The organism is Paenibacillus naphthalenovorans, assembly GCF_900099895.1.
GTDB classification, from domain to species: domain Bacteria; phylum Bacillota; class Bacilli; order Paenibacillales; family NBRC-103111; genus Paenibacillus_G; species Paenibacillus_G naphthalenovorans.
Genome location: NZ_FNDY01000002.1, coordinates 208,924 through 229,143, shown reverse-complemented (window position 1 = coordinate 229,143; position 20,220 = coordinate 208,924). Strand labels below are relative to the sequence as shown.

Annotated in this window: 22 protein-coding genes and 1 pseudogene; 16 read left to right on the top strand and 7 right to left on the bottom strand. The window is 49.2% G+C overall.

Going from position 1 to position 20,220, the window contains the following annotated elements:
• The first annotated feature begins 47 nt into the window (after nt 1-47).
• The 4 genes from BLT35_RS03590 to BLT35_RS03575 all read left to right on the top strand — a co-directional run bounded on the left by BLT35_RS03590 (nt 48) and on the right by BLT35_RS03575 (nt 3,981).
• Nucleotides 48-1,394: an ABC transporter substrate-binding protein gene (locus tag BLT35_RS03590; RefSeq protein WP_375162505.1), complete on the top strand. Its 1,347-nt coding sequence runs from the start codon at nt 48-50 to the stop codon at nt 1,392-1,394.
• Between the two features lie 94 nt (nt 1,395-1,488).
• Entirely contained in the window at nt 1,489-2,379 is an 891-nt protein-coding gene (locus tag BLT35_RS03585; protein ID WP_074727014.1) for a carbohydrate ABC transporter permease, read from the top strand.
• 32 nt (nt 2,380-2,411) lie between these two features.
• Nucleotides 2,412-3,194 (top strand): carbohydrate ABC transporter permease, encoded by a 783-nt coding sequence (locus BLT35_RS03580; protein WP_137670526.1) that lies wholly within the window; start codon nt 2,412-2,414, stop codon nt 3,192-3,194.
• Between the two features lie 34 nt (nt 3,195-3,228).
• The gene (locus tag BLT35_RS03575; protein ID WP_074727059.1) at nt 3,229-3,981 is read left to right on the top strand and encodes an SDR family oxidoreductase; all 753 of its coding nucleotides are present in this window, start codon (nt 3,229-3,231) and stop codon (nt 3,979-3,981) included.
• Between the two features lie 16 nt (nt 3,982-3,997).
• On the opposite strand, the gene BLT35_RS26735 is transcribed toward BLT35_RS03575, so the two are convergent.
• From BLT35_RS26735 to BLT35_RS03565, 3 genes and pseudogenes are all read right to left on the bottom strand, one after another.
• Nucleotides 3,998-4,174, bottom strand: a complete 177-nt coding sequence (locus BLT35_RS26735) for a hypothetical protein (protein WP_160327343.1) — start codon at nt 4,172-4,174, stop codon at nt 3,998-4,000.
• Between the two features lie 148 nt (nt 4,175-4,322).
• Nucleotides 4,323-4,562, bottom strand: a pseudogene (locus tag BLT35_RS03570) (IS4 family transposase); the annotation flags it as partial.
• 30 nt (nt 4,563-4,592) lie between these two features.
• Nucleotides 4,593-5,816, bottom strand: a complete 1,224-nt coding sequence (locus BLT35_RS03565; RefSeq protein WP_083351166.1) for an acyl-CoA dehydrogenase family protein — start codon at nt 5,814-5,816, stop codon at nt 4,593-4,595.
• 240 nt (nt 5,817-6,056) lie between these two features.
• Here BLT35_RS03565 and BLT35_RS03560 point away from each other — a divergent pair, with 240 nt between their 5' ends.
• The 5 genes from BLT35_RS03560 to BLT35_RS03540 all read left to right on the top strand — a co-directional run bounded on the left by BLT35_RS03560 (nt 6,057) and on the right by BLT35_RS03540 (nt 10,268).
• A complete protein-coding gene (locus BLT35_RS03560) occupies nt 6,057-6,839 on the top strand; it encodes a hypothetical protein (protein WP_062407397.1) in 783 nt (260 codons plus the stop codon).
• Nucleotides 6,840-6,987: 148 nt separating this feature from the next.
• Nucleotides 6,988-7,338: a cupin domain-containing protein gene (locus BLT35_RS03555; protein ID WP_201023589.1), complete on the top strand. Its 351-nt coding sequence runs from the start codon at nt 6,988-6,990 to the stop codon at nt 7,336-7,338.
• Between the two features lie 151 nt (nt 7,339-7,489).
• Nucleotides 7,490-8,464: a heme-dependent oxidative N-demethylase family protein gene (locus tag BLT35_RS03550; RefSeq protein WP_054818753.1), complete on the top strand. Its 975-nt coding sequence runs from the start codon at nt 7,490-7,492 to the stop codon at nt 8,462-8,464.
• A 314-nt stretch (nt 8,465-8,778) separates the two neighbouring features.
• The gene (locus BLT35_RS03545; RefSeq protein ID WP_054818754.1) at nt 8,779-9,285 is read left to right on the top strand and encodes a dimethylamine monooxygenase subunit DmmA family protein; all 507 of its coding nucleotides are present in this window, start codon (nt 8,779-8,781) and stop codon (nt 9,283-9,285) included.
• A gap of 29 nt (nt 9,286-9,314) precedes the next feature.
• Nucleotides 9,315-10,268 (top strand): PDR/VanB family oxidoreductase, encoded by a 954-nt coding sequence (locus tag BLT35_RS03540; protein WP_054818755.1) that lies wholly within the window; start codon nt 9,315-9,317, stop codon nt 10,266-10,268.
• 152 nt (nt 10,269-10,420) lie between these two features.
• Here the strand turns inward: BLT35_RS03540 and BLT35_RS03535 are convergent, their stop codons facing one another.
• The 3 genes from BLT35_RS03535 to BLT35_RS03525 all read right to left on the bottom strand — a co-directional run bounded on the left by BLT35_RS03535 (nt 10,421) and on the right by BLT35_RS03525 (nt 13,533).
• Nucleotides 10,421-10,765 (bottom strand): P-II family nitrogen regulator, encoded by a 345-nt coding sequence (locus BLT35_RS03535; RefSeq protein WP_054818756.1) that lies wholly within the window; start codon nt 10,763-10,765, stop codon nt 10,421-10,423.
• A gap of 3 nt (nt 10,766-10,768) precedes the next feature.
• On the bottom strand, nt 10,769-12,079 hold the full coding sequence (locus BLT35_RS03530) for an ammonium transporter (protein ID WP_212741250.1): 1,311 nt from the start codon (nt 12,077-12,079) through the stop codon (nt 10,769-10,771).
• Nucleotides 12,080-12,231: 152 nt separating this feature from the next.
• Nucleotides 12,232-13,533, bottom strand: a complete 1,302-nt coding sequence (locus BLT35_RS03525; RefSeq protein WP_217634696.1) for an ammonium transporter — start codon at nt 13,531-13,533, stop codon at nt 12,232-12,234.
• Between the two features lie 383 nt (nt 13,534-13,916).
• Between BLT35_RS03525 and BLT35_RS03520 the strand changes: the two genes are divergently transcribed.
• From BLT35_RS03520 to BLT35_RS03495, 6 genes are all read left to right on the top strand, one after another.
• Nucleotides 13,917-14,693: an IclR family transcriptional regulator gene (locus BLT35_RS03520; protein ID WP_062407407.1), complete on the top strand. Its 777-nt coding sequence runs from the start codon at nt 13,917-13,919 to the stop codon at nt 14,691-14,693.
• A 113-nt stretch (nt 14,694-14,806) separates the two neighbouring features.
• The gene (locus BLT35_RS03515) at nt 14,807-15,577 is read left to right on the top strand and encodes an IclR family transcriptional regulator (RefSeq protein WP_054818757.1); all 771 of its coding nucleotides are present in this window, start codon (nt 14,807-14,809) and stop codon (nt 15,575-15,577) included.
• A gap of 177 nt (nt 15,578-15,754) precedes the next feature.
• Nucleotides 15,755-17,698, top strand: a complete 1,944-nt coding sequence (locus BLT35_RS03510; protein ID WP_074727011.1) for a primary-amine oxidase — start codon at nt 15,755-15,757, stop codon at nt 17,696-17,698.
• 16 nt (nt 17,699-17,714) lie between these two features.
• Nucleotides 17,715-18,065 carry a hypothetical protein gene (locus BLT35_RS03505; protein ID WP_074727010.1) on the top strand — a complete coding sequence of 117 codons (351 nt, stop codon included), beginning with the start codon at nt 17,715-17,717 and terminating at the stop codon, nt 18,063-18,065.
• Between the two features lie 108 nt (nt 18,066-18,173).
• The gene (locus tag BLT35_RS03500; RefSeq protein ID WP_054818760.1) at nt 18,174-18,392 is read left to right on the top strand and encodes a hypothetical protein; all 219 of its coding nucleotides are present in this window, start codon (nt 18,174-18,176) and stop codon (nt 18,390-18,392) included.
• 42 nt (nt 18,393-18,434) lie between these two features.
• Entirely contained in the window at nt 18,435-18,626 is a 192-nt protein-coding gene (locus tag BLT35_RS03495; protein ID WP_062407413.1) for a hypothetical protein, read from the top strand.
• Between the two features lie 69 nt (nt 18,627-18,695).
• On the opposite strand, the gene BLT35_RS03490 is transcribed toward BLT35_RS03495, so the two are convergent.
• A complete protein-coding gene (locus tag BLT35_RS03490) occupies nt 18,696-19,541 on the bottom strand; it encodes an exodeoxyribonuclease III (RefSeq protein WP_083351165.1) in 846 nt (281 codons plus the stop codon).
• Between the two features lie 291 nt (nt 19,542-19,832).
• Here BLT35_RS03490 and BLT35_RS03485 point away from each other — a divergent pair, with 291 nt between their 5' ends.
• A complete protein-coding gene (locus BLT35_RS03485; protein WP_217634695.1) occupies nt 19,833-20,219 on the top strand; it encodes a nucleotide triphosphate diphosphatase NUDT15 in 387 nt (128 codons plus the stop codon).
• The last annotated feature ends 1 nt before the right edge of the window (nt 20,220 follow it).

Below are 20,220 nucleotides of genomic sequence, written 5' to 3'. Positions count from 1 at the left end.
ACGGAGTTCTTTTATACCTACTTTTATAAGAAAAGGTGATGATTTGGGTGAAAAAGGCGAATAAATTGGCAGTACTGTCGATGTCAGCAGTCATGCTTGCCGGCCTCATCGGCTGCAGCGGCAATTCAGGCTCCGGTTCGGGTCCTGCTCCTTCCGGAGGAGCGGCAGCCAACGATGCGAATTCAGCCGCCCCGGCCAAAAAATTCGACGGCGTCAGCTTAAGGGTTGTGACGGCCAACCATCCTTGGACCGAAGCTTTGAAGCCCATGATTCCGGAATTTGAACAGGCAACGGGAATGAAAGTCAACTTGGAGCAATTCTTTGAAGATCAGCTGACGCAGAAACTGACCGTTGAGCTTACGGCAGGCTCTTCAAGCCTGGATGTGTTCATGATACGTCCATTGCAGGATGCGAAGCTGTATATGAAAAACGGCTGGGTGGCCGACCTTACCGAAAAATCAAAGGACACCGAGTGGGATTTTAACGATTTCAGCGAAGGCTCCGTCAGCACCTTGATGCAGGACGGAAAATTATACGGCGTTCCGCTGATCACCGAACGCGAAATTCTTTACTACCGCAAAGATATTTTTGAAAAGAATAACATCCAGGTCCCCCAAACATTGGATGAACTGAAAGCGGCGGCGGAAAAACTGAACGATCCGAAAAACGAGTTCTACGGCTTTGTCGCCCGCGGACAGCGTTCGCCGGCCGTGACCCAGTTTTCGAGCTTCCTCTACAGCTCCGGCGGCGATTTCATAAAGGACGGCAAAGCGACGATCGATACGCCGGAAGCGATTCAAGCGTTTAAGCTTTACGGCGACCTGCTGAAAAGCTACGGACCTCCGGGCGTATTGAACATGAGCTGGCCGCAAGCGTTGGGCGTATTCGCTCAAGGCAAAGCCGCTATGTACACGGATGCCGATAGTCTTTATCCGAACATGCTGGATCCACAAAAATCGAAAGTTCCGGCTGATCAAATCGGCTTTGCCGTTTTTCCGGCCGGCGCCACAGGACAGAAACCGTACAATGTGACGTCCTGGGGGCTTTCGGTGAACTCCAAATCCAAGCAGCAGGATGCTGCCTGGGAGTTTGTGAAGTGGGCAACGAATAAAGAAAACTCCACGAAGATTCAAGGCGCAGGCAACCCGGGGGCACGCAAATCGGTCTGGTCGAAGCCCGAAGGCACGAAGGCGTTCCCTCAGCAGCTGGCCGAGGTGATGGACAAATCCAGCCAAATCGGTGTAGGTCATGACCGTCCGCTGGTCATCAATGTAGGTGCTGCGCGCGACTTGGTCGGTACGGTGATCGTGACGGCCATTACCGGCGGGGACGTGGACAAAACGGCGAAAGAAGAAAACGCCAAGTTCCAGGCTTTAATCGACAAAGAGAAATAATCATATCCTGCGGCACAATTCGGGAGCTTTGCATATAGCGTGAAACCGGGTTGAATGTTCAACCTGGTTTCACATCTCAGCGTGGAGGGAGAGGGTGAGACCTATCGAACGGTTCATTGAAAAAAACATCAAATATATTTTCGTCCTGCCTGCTGTGTTATTTGTAGGCATCATGATTGTTTTTCCCATCGGCTATACGTTATATCTGAGTTTTTTTGAGTGGAGCATGTCCGGTGTACAAAAACCGGTTTGGGTATTTATGGATAATTACAAGCATCTGCTGTTCGATGACGAGCGTTTCTGGGCGGCCTTTGGGCGCACGTTTTATTTCACCATCGCTGCGATGATGTTCGAACTGGTTTTGGGAATCGCCATTGCGGTGCTGTTTAACCGTAAGTTTAGAGGGAAAAATCTGGTGAAAACATTATTTCTTCTTCCCATGGTATCCACACCGGTCGCCATCGGTTTGGTCTGGTTGTTGATCTTCGAGCCGACGATCGGGTTCGGCAACCAATTTTTGAAGTTTTTGGGTTTGGAGCCGCTGTTATGGATCGCTTCTCCTGATCAGGCTATCCCGTCGCTTGTGCTCGTTGACGTTTGGCAGTGGACACCGATGATTTCTTTAATCTTGTTAGCCGGTTTGGCGACGCTGCCGCAAGAAAATTATGAGGCGGCGGAAATTGACGGCGCGAATGTCTGGCAAATGTTTTGGAAGATCACGCTGCCTTTGCTTATGCCCACCATTTTTGCGGCGGGTCTGCTGCGGGCGATCGACGCGTTGAAAACGTTCGACATTATTTATGCCATGACCCAAGGGGGACCCGGATTCGCTACGGAAACGCTGAACATCTACGGCTTTCAACTCGGCTTCCAGTATTTCCAATTAGGCATGACCTCGGCGATGTTAATGCTCTTCTTCCTCCTGGTACTCGGCATCAGTCTGTTGATTATTCAATTGCGCAGACGCTTGGAGGTGCTCAATTGAAAACGAAACAGCTTTGGTTCGGGCGGTTTTACATGCTGCTGGTTCTATTGATCATAGTCAGTTTTTTGTTTCCGTTTTTCTGGATGATTTTGGCCTCTTTCAAAACGCAGGTGCAAATTATGTCTACCGGGAACATACTCCTGTTTAAACCTACGCTGAATAACTATTTATCCGTGTTCGAGGAGCACAATTTTACGAAGTTTATTATGAACAGTTTTATCGTCGGCTTCTTTTCCACGCTGTTCGGATTGCTTTTGGGTTTACCTGCGGCATACTCCATCGCCAAATATAAACAGCATGGCTTGGGATTATTGATCCTGATTGCGAGAATTATTCCCGGTATCTCGTTTATGATCCCGTGGTTTATCATTTTCAGCAAAATCGGACTGGTGGATTCTTATACGTCATTGATTTTGGGCCACATGCTGGTCGGGATGCCGTTTATCATCTGGGTTATGATCTCGTTTTATGAAGGGCTGCCGGGTGAGCTGGAAGAGGCGGCCAGGGTGGACGGATGCACGATTCAGGGCGCTTTCCTCCGTATTATGCTTCCGCTATCGATGCCGGGCGTGGTGACGGCTTCCATTCTGTCTTTCATTTTCTCATGGAACAATTTTATGTTCTCTCTGGTTTTGTCAGGGGATAAAACAAAGACGCTGCCGATTGCCGTATTTAACTTTTTGTCGTATTCGGAAATCAATTGGGGCGGCTTAATGGCCGCAGCGGTCATCATTACCATGCCGATTCTGATTATCGCGCTGGTGCTGCAGAGATATATTATAAGCGGTGTTACGATGGGGGCAGTGAAAGGATAGGCGGCTAAACTAACGGATGGGGGTGAATCACATCATGTTTGATCTCAAAGGGAAAAACGCCATGGTGACGGGTTCCAGCCGCGGTCTGGGACGCGGAATGGCGGAAGCGCTGCTTGAGGCGGGAGCCCGTGTCGTCCTGGTCGACAAATCGGAGGAGGTCAATGCGGCTAGGGATGAATTGAAGGCCAAGGGGCTTTGCGTACACAGCGTGAGGGCGGATTTATCCAGCCACGAGGGTAGAGTGGAGGCTTTCCGGCAAACGCTTGAAATGACAGAGGGAAAAATGAACATCTTGGTAAACGCCGCCGGCATCCACGATCGCAGGGCCTGCTTGGATCTTCCGCTTGAAGCTTGGAATACCGTGATCGAGATCAACTTGACCGCGGTTTTCGATTTGTGCAAAATGGCCGGTGAACAGATGGTGCAGCAGAAGACGGGCAAAATCATCAACATTGGCTCCATGCTGAGTTTTATCGGCGGCTTCAAAGCTTCGGCCTATGCCGTCAGCAAAGGGGGCGTGGTGCAGTTAACCAAATCGCTGTCGAACGAATGGGCCATGCACGGTATTCAGGTGAACGCCATCGCGCCCGGCTACATGGCCACGACAATGAATCATGACCTGCTTCAGGACGAAGCTCGCTACCCGCAAATCACGGCCCGCATCCCGGCGGGCAAATGGGGGACGCCGAAGGATTTGGCGGGCATCACCGTGTTTTTGGCGTCCGAGGCTTCCGATTATGTAACGGGTACCATCATACCTGTGGACGGCGGTTATATTGCCAGATAGGGAATAAACCCGTAAATTAATGATTTAACTTCAGGCTCTTGGCAATGTTCATCATGGTTTGTTCATCTATATACGCTTGGTTAAAGTACAAATCATATGCCAGTTTTTGATCTTCGATATAACCTTCAATTTCTAATCCGCCGATTTCTTTCCCCTCTATGGAGAAACGAACGCTATCATTCCAATTTTCCAAGCATAAAAAAGGGGCTTCACCCCGATGTGCAGATATAGACATACAAAATGGGCTGAAGCTGAAACAGCTCAACCCCATTCTGCAAGCCCTTATTAAAACACGCTTTCGGCCGGTTCAAAAATTTCCAAGTTATTAACTCAACTTTCGCAATACGAACGACCTCGGCATCTGTCAACGCCAAGTCGGTACTGAGCAGTACCAGCCAATCCCGCCGCCGATTGCGATTTTGAACAAAGACCAGTTTGATCGGCAGACCGCAGGCGGTTTGAACGATGATCGAGCCCAGAATCTCCTTGTTTTTATGCTTTGGCAAAAGGGCATAAAGTTCCTGGAGCGTCAGGCTTTTTCCGTCGAAACGGTATCGCTGCTTCATCGCCTTTACCATACCATTAGCCCCTTTTCGTTCGAACTAGGGGACTTACAGCCAGGGAACGCCGATCATCGTTCTGCCGATCCATTCCCGTAAAACTTCATTGGTGGGGCCCATGATGGCACCCGCTCTTCCATCACGCATAAATCGTTCAATATTTCCTTTTAAATAGCCTCGGCCTCCCGAGATCTGCAGCGCCTTATTCGTTACCTCAATCACAATATCCGCAGCATGGGTTTTCAGTTCCCAAAGCGGGTACAGGCAGGAACTCAGAAGCTCGCCTTTCCGGGTGGTTTCATCCATTTTTTCGGCAACTCGATACAGCATGCTTCTTGCACTGTCAACAAGGATTTGAGCTTTGGCCATCTCATGGCGGATGACTTGATAGTTGGCGACAGACTGACCGGTGTCGGCATGAATCTTTTTCTTGGCATTGTCCACCGCCGTGCTGATCGCTCCTTGGGCGATGCCAATCCAGCATGCACTTGAACCCAGAAGAAAGAAGGGGTCTATGACCGTGTCATTATAGAAGCCGGCGCCTCCTTCTTCACCGAGGCGGTTATGTTCGGGAACGAACACATCGTTAAATTTCATAGGGCCACTGTTGTTCCCTCTCAATCCGAGCGCGTCAAATGGAAAGGCTACGACGCCTTCCTGATTATTTTCAACAATCAAAAACATCAAGGGATCGGACAGCGGACTGTCCGGGGAATTGGTTTCTACGATGTACCAATCGGCCTCTCCCGCACTGGTTACGAAGGATTTGTGCGCATTCAGCAGATAGCCGTCGCCATGACGCGGAGCTTTACTGACCACATTCCAAAAATGGCCGCCGGTCGCAGGCTCGCTAAATGCCAGTCCTCCGATCTGACCGCGAACGACATGAGGAATATAACGCTGCCGCTGTTCCTCGGAGCCGGCCATAAAAAGGGTCTGGACAGCCGCGGTATGCATGACCCATACCATGGTCGTAGAAGCGCAGTAGCCGGCAAAGATTTCAGCCAGGATAGCAAAACCCGAACATCCTGCCCCAAGCCCCCCGTACTCCTTTGGAATCGTAACCGCACCAAAACCGGCATCCGCCAAGGCCTGCAAACTGGCTCGGGGATATGTGCCTTCCCGATCTGAGATTTCCGCATTGGGGCGAAGCACTTGTTCGCTGACGAGTCTGGCTTTGTCGCGCATCTCTTCAAATCCCGTCATACAGTTCCACCAGGCAGGGACTTTCATCAATAAACTTTCGTCTGCCATCGTAGTTGGGTTGGCTGGCATTACACACATCACTCCTCAGTAAAAGATTCCAAACACCTTTTATGTCATATTACATAACAATAATATTTCATATATTTACGGATGCATCAACTTTTCTTTCTCGACTATTGGGATTCTAAACAATTGGTCTTATATTTCATTTTTATTTTGCTGTTCTCCCAAATAGATGTAAAGTTATCTTTCGTAAAAAACAGCTGTTGATAAAATTTGTTCTAACGTGATGGAAAGGAGCTTTGCCTGATGCATACGACTGATCTCATTCGAACGTCTGATTTTGCTTTTGAGCTGGACGGCCAACCGGTATCCTTTGAGCAGATATTCCCGGGCTTTCATGCGGCGGACCGCGTCGGTATCGTGGTCCGTGATTCCGGGGGCAGCATCGGAGCCAGCGGCCTCCTTGCCGCTTCCATAGCCAAATTTTATGATTTTTACCGGGAGCATCTGGGGAATGGGCCCGACAAGCTCAGAATTTATCCGGATTACTATGTATTTCACGTGGGCATCCGGCATTTGGATCATTATTGGATGGACATTTGGCCGCCGCATAAGGAAGTGGTAGTCGGGGACGAACCGGAACTCGTTCTGGAAGCGATCAATGATCGGGGCATTACGCGTCTGCTCGTTCAGGATGCCGTTCCCTACCAAGCCGCAGCGCTTTATGAACCTATCCCGGAAGAGTCCATCGATCCTGAATGTGCCCTGTTCCTACAGGAAACCATCAGCAGTGCGGAGAAGCGGATTCTTACCTCTCTTGCCTATTCTCCATCGGGTCGGACGCGAGACGGGGATATTCGGGTGAGAAGCACGCAGGCGGCCGAAAACCTGGTGGCCGCTTCCATAAGAGGTACGGAAAACTTAAGCACGGAATGTAAGGAGCGGCTTCTTGCAAGCCGGCTGGCCATGGCAGAAGACCGGCGTATAACGGAAACTTACCGCCGGATCGCTCTAGGCAGCGCTCTATGTATGCTCGCTAATTCCATCCGGACTGGCGTGGTTACGAGAGGATATATGGCCAAGATGTAAAACCGCAGCTTTCTTTGCTGCGATGCGAAAGCAGGGGATCATATTTCACTGTTTCTCACTATATGAGAGAGAAGTGTTTCATGAATTCAATGTATATGTAATGATCAAGTCATGAAATATAACATATTTTTTAAGGAGGATATTCAAAGTGGCGCTGAAGTATGTAAATCAAGCAATCAAAACAGATTTGGCTTCCATGGGAGTTCCGGAGACGAATGCCTTTTTGGGGGATGTCCTGTCTTCTAATGATCAGGAAAAAACCATGACAAGCGGTTTTTTCCGGTTAGAAAAGTCCAAACCGCTGTCCTATACCTATACTTACGATGAGATGAAAATCATTGTAGAAGGGGAAATGCACATTTCGGATGAAACGGGCAATACGGTAAAAGCGGTTCAAGGAGATGTCCTGTTTTTTGAGAAAGGCAGCCGAATCACGTTTGATTCGCCGGATTACGGAATCGGTTTTTTCTGCGGCCTGCGTAAACCGGGCGAAGCATAAGTTTCATTCACGGCGATTGAACCGACAGCAGCATTGCACATGATACGCAATCAAAGGGTTATTTGCAGAGGGCCCCGGTCATGACAAGAAGCTTGTCTTCTTGGGTGCTCCGGAGCCCGATTCTATTATGGGCTCTGAGGAGGTATAAGAAATGACGGATGCTTTCAAAGTGAAAATCAAGGATCGATCGCTGCTGGAAAGGTTTCCGTTTCCGTTTCAAGGCGATTCCTACCGGTATTCAAACAATTCAAGAGCTCTGGTGCCGCCCGTTTGCATTGATGTCACTCCGGAATACCGGGAAGAAGTGCTTGAAAAGAGAAGGCTTTTGGAACAATACCCCGAGCGGACCTTCCGGTCGTTTCCGCACACGCTTGCAGCCCAATGGGAAATTGCCGGCATGCTGATGCATGAAATGTCCCATGTATATCCCCGGTATTTCAGATTGGAGAAAGAGGGGCGGCTGTGGACATTTCAAAACAAGCTCATCCATGAAGAACACAAGTTTATTTTTGGAGAATCCTCCACACTGCCTTATGAACCGCTTGATTTTATCGGCCGTCATGTGCAGGAGGATCTGATCTATTTGCAGCAGCGGGACGGTGATCTGTACATGGATGCCGGTCAGCTCTGTTTTCCCGCCAATTGGTCCCTTGCCTTTGATCTCGGAATGACCTATCTGCAGTTTCATTCTCCTGTTCCCATCTATTCGGAGAGCGGATTGGCGCAAAAAGTGCTCGGGTTTCTGCTGCGAATGGAAGCGGGAAAGCCATGGACCCGTTTGAACTGGACGATCAATGTAGGGGACAGGCTGGACACATCGCCCGAGGAATTCGGTGATTGGGGGAAAAACAAATACTTGCTCCATCTAGGTAATGTGGGTCAAGAGGTGCGCTTGCGCACAGAGGATCAGAGATTGTTCCGGTTATCGGGCAATAACGGCATTTTATTCAGCATTCATACCCATCTGCTCCCTTTGGAAATGCTGGTGCAAAATCAAGTGTGGGCCGAACGGTTTTACAAGGTTTTAGAAGATCTTCCTGATCCTTTGGCGGAATATAAAGGGTTCATTTCATTTAAGCCGCTGCTGCTGGAATATCTGCAAGATCATATCGGCGCCCGGAAATAGATCAAGGAGGGACTACCGTGGACAACGTATATCATATTTTACAATCAGGAACTTTTCTTGCACGATATTGCTGCGTTCATGCCGAACGGGTCCAGGGGGAGTGCAGCCATACTGCAGGATGGATTCAGGGAGTAGAGCTAAATGGTATATATGTTGATGTGCCGGTCACGTTTCTCCGTTTGAATGGAGGGCAAACGCCTCAAGTCCGGTATTATTTCGACTTGGAGAGCTGCACGATGGAGGAAAGGATGCATCTTCTGTATCACTCCAAGTCAGGGACTCTCCAATGCCCATCACCAAAGAAGGCCGTCACCATGAATAATCATAAACATAAATATATCCTGTTTGTGGACGAAACAAGCATACTTCACGCGATTCCGATACTGCTTGCTTTAGGCAGACAAGGAAAGCAGGCGGAGGTGCATTATTTGCAGAAGGTACGCGGAGAATCCCACAAAGCATTCAAGAGATTTACGAGAAGCATCGATGTTCCTGTACGCTGGTTGGGAGTATGGGATCAATCTGCAATATCCCGGACGCTTGAGAATCAGACGATGGAAGTTCAGCTAATCGTGATTTGCGATATGGAAATGTATCATCCTTTGTTAACATTGTCACGGGGACTAGGTTTCGCTAAAGATGAAATCGACGGGTATCCTACCGGAGAAGCACGGGAGACCGTGTTTTGCGTGGGATGTTACCGGCTTCAAAAAAAGACGGCCGAAGCTGAAATGGAGTGTGAGCACTGCGGGGCGCCGCTTTTGGTGTCCAGCCATTATTCTGAACGAATGAATGCCTATTTGGGGTATATATCCGTATAATCCGTGCTGTTCTTGGAGGTGAAACAATCATGTACAGTCCGAAACTGAAAGTCGTCGTGACGGAAATCATGCAGGAAACGCCGGTTGTGAAAAGTTTCAAGCTGTCTGCCGCCGAAGGAATGCTTCCCGGGTTCTCGCCAGGGGCGCACATTACAACCTATCTCGAGACAGATGGAGGGTTGTTGGAAAGGCACTATTCCTTGGCAGGAAATCCGCTGCAGGACGAATATTATAAGATTGCCGTTCGGCGAAGCGAAACTTCCAGGGGCGGATCGGTGTATTGGCATGACCGTATGAAAGAAGGAGATACCCTTGAAATTAGTCATCCCCAAAATCATTTGCCGCTGAGCTTCGAAGGGCGGCATCATGTGTTTATTGCCGCAGGAATCGGAATAACTCCATTTATGGCGATGATGCCGCAACTCGCTGCCGAAGGGAAGTCCTTTGAACTGCATTATGCTGCGGCTTCCGAAGAATATTGTCCCTTCTATTCAGAAATCGGAACCGCTTATGGGAAACGCGTACGTTTCTATTTTTCAAGCCAGCGGGAACGGATGCCAACCAGGGTGATGTGGAAGCAGCGGATCGGGACCCATGTGTATTTTTGCGGTCCGGAGGCTATGATCAGACAGTTTAAACATGCGGCATTGGATTACGGTTATCCGCCATCGAGCATCCATTACGAGTTGTTCAGTCCGCCTGACACAGGACCATGTCTGCCCTTTGAAGCCGTCCTGACGAAAAGCAATATAAGACTGCGGATTCCGGAGGACAAAAGCTTGCTTGATGTGATGTTGGAACATGGGATCGATGCGCCTTATTCTTGCAAGGTGGGCGGATGCGGCAGCTGTGAGATCGAAGTGGAACAGGGGGAGGTCGATCACAGGGACTTTTTCTTGTCAGACCATGAGAAGAACTCGCGGAACGTGATGATGCCTTGCATCTCCAGAGCCAAGAGTAATTTCTTGATCATTCATGCGTAGCGTGGGTTTATGCTGTCAGGGCACAAAAGCGGGTTGATGCCGAGAAAACGGCGTCAACCCGCTTTTGTTGCGGCGGAAAGCCCTCCCTGAAAAAGACGACAAGCCCCTCCAATTCCGCCATTGGCAAGGCTGGATTTGGAGGGGTTGAACATTTACTGGTCCAGAGCGGCTTGGCCGTGTTCGCCGGTACGGATTCTTATGGCATCGGTAATCTCGGTAACAAAAATTTTCCCGTCGCCGACTTTGCCGGTTCTTGCAGCCTCCAACACCGATTCGATGGCTTTCTCGTAAATTTCATTGCTCACGACGGTTTCGATTTTGTTTTTGAGGACGAAATTGGTTTGATATTCGACTCCGCGATAAATGGTGGTAACGCCCTTCTGAGTTCCTTGTCCTCTTACATCGCTTATTGTCATTCCTGTTACACCGATATGGTGAAGCGCTGCGGTAACGCTGCTAAGTTTCTCCGGCCTTACAATGATTGTAAGCTGCTTCATAGATCAGACTCCCTTCAAAGAAGTTTGGTTGGCGTTATATGAATCCTTTTCATAAACGGACAACGGGGTATCGTGCGGTTCACTGCTGTTTAGTTCGAAGGTGTTATAAGCATTTTCTCCATGAAGGCTGAGGTCGAGCCCGGTGCTTTCCTGATCGTCGCTTACCCGCAGCGGAGTGAACAAGCTGATGGCTTTGAGGATGACATAGGTTCCGGCGAAGGCCAGGGTAACGGCGACAAGCACATCCTCCAGTTGGATGAGCACCTGCATCGGATTGCCTGCTAAGAGGCCGTCAGCACCGGCGGCGTTGACTTCTTTTGTACTGAAAATCCCGGTTGCCATGGCGCCCCAGATGCCTCCAACGCCGTGAAGACCGAACACATCGAGGGAATCGTCATACTGGAATTTGGCTTTGAGAGCATTCAGGGACCAATAACAAACGAGACTGGCTACTCCGCCGATGACGATGGAGGACAGGACGGTTACGTATCCTGCAGCCGGAGTGATGGCTACCAAGCCTCCGATGACCCCGGTGACTCCGCCAACCAGGGTAGGCTTATTTCGAAGCCTCCATTCCAAAAAGATCCAAAATATCCCGCCGGCGCAGCCGGCCATGAGCGTTGTGGCAAAAGCCTGGCTCGCTAGGGCGCCGGATGCCAATGCACTGCCGGCATTGAATCCAAACCATCCAAAAAACAGGCACATGCCTCCGATAAAGAAAAATACCAGATTGTGAGGAGGATGGGTTTGGTTGGGGAACGTTCTGCGCTTGCCGACAACGATGGCCGCCACCAGCGCACTGACGCCGGACAGGATGTGAACCACCGTACCTCCCGCGAAGTCCAGACCGCCCAATTTGGACAACCAGCCGCCGCCCCACGTCCAATGCGCCATTGGAGCATAGACCAAGGTAACCCAGGCGATCGAGAAGAGAAGCCAAACGGGAAACCGGATGCGTTCCGCAACGCCTCCCGAAATCAGGGCTGTAGTGATTGCCGCGAATAACCCCTGATACAAGGCGAACAGCAGGTGGGGGATGGTTAACCCCTCTTTAGGGCTTTGGCCGACATCATGAAATCCCAAATAGGAGAATCCTCCGAAGACCCCGTTGTCCCCGGGGCCAAAAGCAAAGCTGTACCCCCAAAGCACCCATACGATGCTGACAACGGAAAGAGCGCTTAAGCAGTGCATCATCGTGGCGAGAATGTTTCTTTGGCTTACCAAGCCTCCATAAAATAAAGCCAAACCCGGAACGAACATAAATAGTACCAAGGTCGCCGAGACGAGGATCCAGGTGGTATCGCCGGTATCGATGGCGGTCTCGGCTTCTGCGGCGAAGACCGAGAAAGGAAAGGACAATAACAAGATAAAACAAAGAGAAAGAATCTTCAGGGTTGGTTTTGGCAGCATTTCATTTCCTCCTTTTATGCTAACTAAGGCGATTGATTATTTTGTGAAAAATACCGTTATGGGGCCGATTGGGTGACCTTGGTTGTCTCTATTCCGAGCGCGGGGAAAGAGGGAGGGCGCATTTCGCTTGTGCCGGATTCCTGTTCGTTGTAGGCCTGCTCTCCGTGGAAGCTCAGATCGAGCCCCAAGCTTTCTTCCTCGGAGCTAACCCGAAGCGGTGTGAAAAGAGCAATGATCTTCAGGACGACGAAGGTGCCGGCCGCGGCCCAGCCTACGGCGATGGCGACATCCAATACCTGTGCAAGCAATTGATTGGGATTGCCGTGCAGCAATCCGTTGTTTCCGGCAGGGTTGATACGGATGTCTGCGAAAATACCGGTGAGCAAAGCTCCCCAGATTCCCCCGATCCCATGCAGGCCGAACACATCGAGGGTATCGTCATATTTGAATTTCGTTTTTAGGATGTTGACTCCCCAATAACAGACGAAGCTGGCGCTTCCTCCAATAAGAATTGAAGACAGGACGGATACGTAGCCTGCGGCTGGTGTAATGGCGATCAGTCCGGCTATGATGCCTGTAACGGTTCCGACCAGGGTCGGTTTTTTGTGAATGAGCCATTCTATGGCAGCCCAAGCGATCGCTCCCGAGCAGGCGGCTGCGTGGGTTGTGGCAAATACCAAGCCTGTCAGCCCCCCGGCTGCCAATACGCTTCCTCCGTTGAAGCCCATCCACCCGAACCAGAGGGACATGGCTCCAATAAAAAAGAAGACAAGATTATGCGGGGGGAGGGTTCGCCCTGGAAATCCTTTTCTCGGACCGAGGACGATGACGGCCGTGAGGGCTCCGACGCCGGCGAGGATGTGAACTACGGTGCCTCCCGCAAAATCGAGGCCGCCCAATTTGGACAGCCAGCCTCCACCCCAAACCCAGTGGGCCATAGGCGCGTACACGAAGGTTGCCCAGGCGGCGGAAAACAAGATCCAGACGGAGAAACGGATTCTTTCGGCGACAGCGCCCGCAATCAGAGCAACAGTAATGGCTGCAAACAAGGCCTGGAAAACAGCGAAAAGTACATGGGGAATCGTGAGTGTTCCGAGCGGCTCCTGGCCTATGCCGGCAAAGCCCAAGTAATCCATACCGCCAATGATTCCAAAAAGATCCGTTCCGAAGGTAAGGGTGTGACCCCAAAGGACCCAAACGATGCTGACCACGACCAGGCTGCTCATATTAAGCATAAGGATGGAAAGAATGTTCTTCCGGCTGACCATTCCTCCATAGAACAAGGCGAGACCGGGGACGAACATAAACAAAACGATAGCCGTCGAGACCAAAAGCCAGGCGGTGTCGCCGGTGTCAATTTGTGGCACAGCGGTGTCTGCGGCGAAGGCGCCGAGAGGGAATACGAGACACAGCATGGACAGCAGGCTGAAACAGAACAAAACGAATCGCGATTTCGATAGCATGGATGAGCCTCCTAATGTTAAATAATTTAACGATATATTCACATAAGATGAAGAGGAGTTCATAGACAATTATCCCGCATGGTGATAAAACGAAAAAAAATAAATGCCGCAAGGAAGAGAAGAAGCGGGAATATATAACGAAAGACAGTGATTCAAGCGACACTTCAAGCTTTTTAACCTCTTTCCCGAATCGTGGGAAACTGTATTTCAAAGCTGTAGTTTATATGGTATGATCACGTCATATAATATAACAAATGTTCGACTTGGAGGTGCAATCAATGTCTGGAGTTATTTCAAAAGCTATTTATATTCTAAATCTGCTTGTGCCGCAAGGCAGTGAAAAGGAAATGAGCGCAACTGAAATCAGCAGGGAGCTCGCCATGCCCGTTCAGAGCGTTCATCGGATTCTTCACTCCTTATCCGAACACGGATTTGTATCGCAAGATAAAAAGTCGAAAAAGTACAAACTGGGATTATCGGTCATGAAATATGGCTTTTTGATGTGGGACAGTCTTATGTTGAGATCCTTGGCTCGTCCGATCATGGCGGAGCTTTCGCAAAAAACGAAGGAAACCGTTTATCTGGCAACCAGGGAAAACCGGGAAGGGGTTTATATTGATGCCATAGACTCCCCGCAGATTCTCAAAATTTCCGAACCGATCGGATTAAGACTTCCGCTTTATATAGGGGCTTCCAATCGTGCCATACTTGCCTATCTGCCGCAAAAAGTGCAGGAGGCCATCCTGACAAACGTAAATTGGGATTCCATTCCATCCTTAATTCCACTCACAAAGGAATACATACAAAAAGATATTGAAATCATTCGCTCCAGAGGATATGCGGTGACGTCAGGGGAGGCGACAGATGGCACTACCGGCATCGGTGCCCCTATTTTTTCGTTTGACAACACTGTTATCGGCTCCCTTAACGTCGCCGGCCCCTCTATTCGTTTTACCCCCGAAAAAATAGAAATCTTCAGCCAGCAAGCCAAGAAGTATGCAAATATGATCTCGAAGGAGTTGGGATACAGAAACCGAATGAAACGGAGTCAATAATACGGAATGCAGATACTGGACACCTTTTCACCCATTCGGGCGATTGTCAATTATAAACAGATTATCCGGCAAAATTGTTAATATAAATTCATATTACAAGGATGGTGGGATTCATGTCTGTGATATCCAAAGCGATCAGTATCTTAAACATTCTTGTGCCGCAGGGAAATGAAAAGGAGGTAAGTGTGACCGAAATCAGCAGAGAACTGGAAATGCCGGTTCAAAGCGTTCATCGGATTTTAGGCTGTTTGTCGCAGCACGGCTTTGTCTCGCAGAACAGCAAGACGAGAAAATATAAATTGGGCTTTACCATCATGAAATACAGCTTTCTGATGTGGGATAGTTTAATGCTCCGGTCAGTCGCCAGATCCTATATGGAGGAGCTTTCAAGGCAAACGAAAGAAACGGTATATCTGACCATGAGAGAAAATATGGAAGGTGTTTACATCGATAGGATTGATTCTTCACAGATCCTCAACATTTCCGAACCGATCGGATTAAGGCTGCCCCTATATATCGGTGCCTCAAACCGCGCCATGCTCGCTTACCTATCGCAAAAAACAAGGGATAACATGTTGAAAAATGTGGACTGGTCTTCCGTTCCGTCTTTGAGACGGTTGACTCAAGAATCCGTAGAATACGAACTTGAGAAGATTCGTGAAAAAGGCTTTGCGGTGTCAGTTGGAGAAGTTACGGACGGAACAACAGGCATTGGAGCTCCGATTTTCTCCCGTGAGAATACGGTGATCGGCTCGCTGAATTGCGCCGGACCGTCAACCCGCTTTACACCTCAACATATCGAGAAGTACAGTTCTTATACCAAGAAATATGCTTATTACATCTCCAGGGAGCTCGGTTTCCGTAATCTTTATCGATTTAAATAAAGGTTTGTTTCCCATAAGAACCAAAAGTTCTTTCTAAGCATCTCAATATTCGGTAATCATCGCTTTAAGAAAATAAAATTGCGTCATATGATTGTGATATAACGTAACACGGTTTGGTGAATACAAAACCAACCGGCAAAGATGCAGTACAATAACCTTACAGAGAGGAAGATCGGAATGGCCGAAAATACCGTACAAATTGAGAATCATCCGTTGGAGCCGTTGAGCAAGGAGGAGATCGGGATCGCCGTCTTCATCCTGAAAGAACAAAAAGGACTTGGAGCATACCACCGATTCGTGTCGGTTCAATTGAAGGAACCGAAAAAAGAACTGGTGCAGGCTTATGACGGAAGCAATCCGATAGAGAGGGAAGCATTGATCATTATTCTTAACAATTTGGACAATGCCTGCTACGAGGCGGTAGTATCCTTGACGAAGCAGCAAGTAACCTCCTGGAAACTTATCCCGGGCGTACATCCGATGATCATGCTGGATGAACACCTGGAGTGCGAGAAGGTGGTGCAAAGAAGCCCGTTATTCCAAGAGGCGCTGAAGCGTCTTGGGATTGATGACCCGAGTCTGGTTATGGTGGATTTGTGGTCGGCGGGACATTTCGGGGCGGAGGAGGATTCCTTGGTACGCCTGGCGCGTCCGCTCTGCTTCCTGCGCAGTGATGAGAAGGATAACGGATATGCCCGGCCGCTTCCTTTGATTCCGATCGTAGATCTCAATAAGATGGAAATTCTCCGGGTAGAAGAATACGAATATACGAAGATCCCGGCTCAAGAAGCGAATTACACGCCTGATCGGGTGGGGCCGCTTCGTACAGGGATCAAGCCGATAGAGATTATCCAGCCTGAAGGACCGAGTTTTACAGTAAATGGCCATGAAGTCGAATGGCAAAATTGGAATTTCCGCATCGGCTTTAACCCGCGAGAAGGGCTGACGCTTCACACAGTGACATACGAGGATGGGGGGCGTAAGCGTCCGATCCTGTACCGTGCCGCATTGTCGGAGATGGTGGTTCCATATGGCGATCCGGGAGCGATTCAGAATCGCAAGAACGCGTTCGACAGCGGGGAATACGGAATCGGGCAGTTGGCGAATTCTCTGGAGCTTGGCTGCGACTGCGTGGGCTATATCAAGTACTTTGATGCTCCGATGACGAACAGCAAGGGCGAATTGGTCGTTATTAAGAATGCGATTTGTATGCATGAGGAGGACTACGGCATTCTTTGGAAGCATACGGATTGGCGGACCAATGACGTGGAAGTAAGACGCTCCCGCCGACTTGTGATATCCTCGATATCAACGGTTGCCAACTATGAGTATGGTTTCTTCTGGTACTTCTATCAGGATGGCAACATTCAGTTCGAAGTGAAACTGACCGGCATTCTGTCTACAGCCGGCCTGCATCCGGGCGATACGCCGAAATACGGTACGATGATAGGCCCTGATTTGTATGCTCCGAACCATCAGCACTTCTTCAACGTAAGGATGGATATGCAGATTGACGGAAATGAGAACTCCGTATATGAAGTCAATGTCGTGGCCGAGGAACCGGGAGAGCATAACCCGAGAGAGAACGCCTTCTATGCGAAGTCTACGCTGCTTGCGACGGAACTTGAGGCCAGAAGAAATATTTGCCTGGAGACGGCGAGATACTGGAAAATCGTGAACGACAATGTGAAAAACGAGTACGGGCAGTCCGTAGGCTATAAGATGGTAACTGGAGAAAACTGCTTCCCGTTCGCCTCGGAAAACTCCAGCCTGATGAAGCGCGCAGGTTTCATCAAACAGCACTTGTGGGTGACGCCTTATCATGAGGATGAAATCTATGCGTCCGGAAATTATCCGAACCAGCACGCCGGCGGAGACGGCCTTGAATTTTGGACGAGTCAGAACCGGGAGATCAGCAATAAAGATATCGTCGTATGGTACACGATGGGGCATACGCATGTGCCCCGGCCCGAGGATTGGCCGGTTATGCCGGCAGCCTATATCGGCTTCTCATTAAAGCCGGTCAGCTTTTTCAACCAGAGCCCGGCGATCAATCTCCCGCCGTCCCCAAAGAAAAATTACTGCAGCAGCGCGGTTACAGCGAACGGTTGCCAGAGTTAAGGGGTGAACGCAATTGATGCAGAAACGAAGACAAATGGGTGCGGAGATGAAATATACCACGGTGTCCGGTCTTTCGGTACTCCTGGTCCTGCTTCTGCATCTGATTCATTGGTTCTCCGCACCGCTGCTCATGGGTGCGATGGAGATGCATGGGCAGCACCATCACGGGATGATGCATGACGCTTCCGCATCGATGGAACTGTTAACCTGGGTACTTCTCATCATCAACGGAACGGGCATGTACTTTGCCGTCAGGCAGCTTGCCATGGCATGGAAAAAGCGAAAGGGCGGCCTGCATACTTACCTGTGCTGTACTGTTTCTGTGGCTATGCTTGGGATTGGAATCTACAGCTTTATGTCCATATAAGCCCCAAAAGATAAATGAAATGAGGTGAAAAATAGACCGGTCTGTGGTATAGTTATACTTTACATTCAAGCATTACGATCACAGACGAATCGAAGGGAGACTGAATATATGAAACGATATCATTTTGAATATGAGATTCCCTCAGCCCAAAAAACAGGCACATTCAGTTGGGTAGCTAACTCGGAGGATGAGGCAAGGAAAGGCGTTCAAGCTAAAATAGCCGATTTCGAGTTTATTGCAGCGGAAGATGTTGTGGTAGGCAAACTGATTGAAATAAAGGAAACGACCGGAAACCAGTATTATGAATGTGAAGGCTGCAGCGCGTGAGATGGACTTGGACCGACTTGGAAGACGAAAAGAGGGCTGTGGATGCGAATTAAAGTCCAATTGTCTTTGGGTGGCCAAGCGGTAAAGGAAGACGAGCTCGTGATCGAGGAAAGCAAGCTCGGGGAACTTACAGATGAAGAGATCGAACAAGCGATCGAAATCAATATCCGCAGCTGGGCAGACAAGATGATCAGCATACATTGGGAAATAGTGGAAGAAGACCAAGCGCAGTAACTTGATACTGACCCCCCGGGACACCGTTCTCGGGGGGTTTGCATTGCCAAGCATGATATCAGATATGTTTCAACAGTAGATGCGAAGAGGCGTCCTGAACTCATCGGCAGAGTCCGCCGCCGCATGCCGGTCGACCGGACCGGCGCCGTCGTCCAAGCTTATATCTGCGATTTTCAGGATCACAGGGCAATGATCGCTGCCTGTAACATGGGCATCGATCTGTGCGTCCAATAAAAAGGGAGCAAGTCTTGATGAGGCAAGAAAATAATCGATTCGCCATCCGATGTTCCGCTCTCTCACCTTGGGCATAAGGGACCACCAGGTATAGGCATCAGTCCGGTCGGGGTAGAAATGTCTGAAGGTGTCGATAAAACCGGCTTCTAATAATTGGGTCATTTGGTATCGTTCTTCCGGGGTGAATCCGGAGTTGTTACGGTTGGATTTCGCATTTTTGAGGTCGATCTCTTGGTGCGCCACATTGAGATCGCCGCAAACAATAACGGGTTTATGGGCGTCCAGCCGCTGAAGAAAGCTTCGGAACTGATCTTCCCATGCCAGTCTAAATTCCAGCCTTGACAGATCACGCCGCGCATTCGGGGTGTATACATTAACAAGATAGAAGGCGTCGTACTCCAGAGTGATGATCCGTCCCTCCGGCTCCTGCTCCTCCTCCATGCCGTATCGTACGGAAACCGGTTCGATCCTTGTAAATACTGCGGTTCCCGAGTACCCTTTCTTCTCTGCATAATTCCAATATTGAACATATTCCGCATCCAATTCCAGACGAATCTGTCCTTCCTGCAGCTTCGTTTCTTGAATGCAGAAAATGTCTGCGTCAGCTGTTTTAAAGTAATCGTAAAATCCTTTATTCACACATGACCTTAAGCCGTTAACATTCCACGATACCAGCTTCATTGAAAACCATCTCCTTGCAGTGCTCGTAAGGTTCTTTCCAGTAGTATATCATATTTATACATGCCTCCTTTTCAGTGCAGGTTCCCCGTCATGGAAAAAAATTCATTTATTCTATCATTTTCCAAGCGTTTTCTGTTAAGATAAACAAAAGCGGCTTATAGATTTGGAGTGATTGAGGAAATGAGATATCATTTCTGTCCTAAGTGTGGAGGAAGGCTAAGTTTAAATGAAAAAAAGGAAATCTCCAGACCCTACTGTATTTCATGCGGCTTTGTCTTCTATCAAAATCCGGTGGTAGGTGTAGCGGCGATCATCATCAGGGATAAAAAGGTATTGCTGGGCAAAAGAAAGGGAAGCTATGAGGGACAATGGTGTATTCCGTGTGGTTACGTCGAGTGGGATGAGGATGTGTATGAGGCGGCCCGACGGGAATTTATTGAAGAAACGGGTTTAAAGATAGAGATTACAGCGGTATATACCGTTCTTTCAAACTTCCACAATCCTGAACAACAAACCGTTGGCATCTGGTTTTTGGCCAATGAGATAGAGGGCGAGCTTGCCGCGGGCGATGATCTAGAGGAAGTGGGATTCTTCTCTTATGAGGAACTGCCGGTTTTGGCGTTCCCGACAGACCGCGTGGTATTGAAAAAATTAAAGGACGAACAGCTTCTTTCGTAAC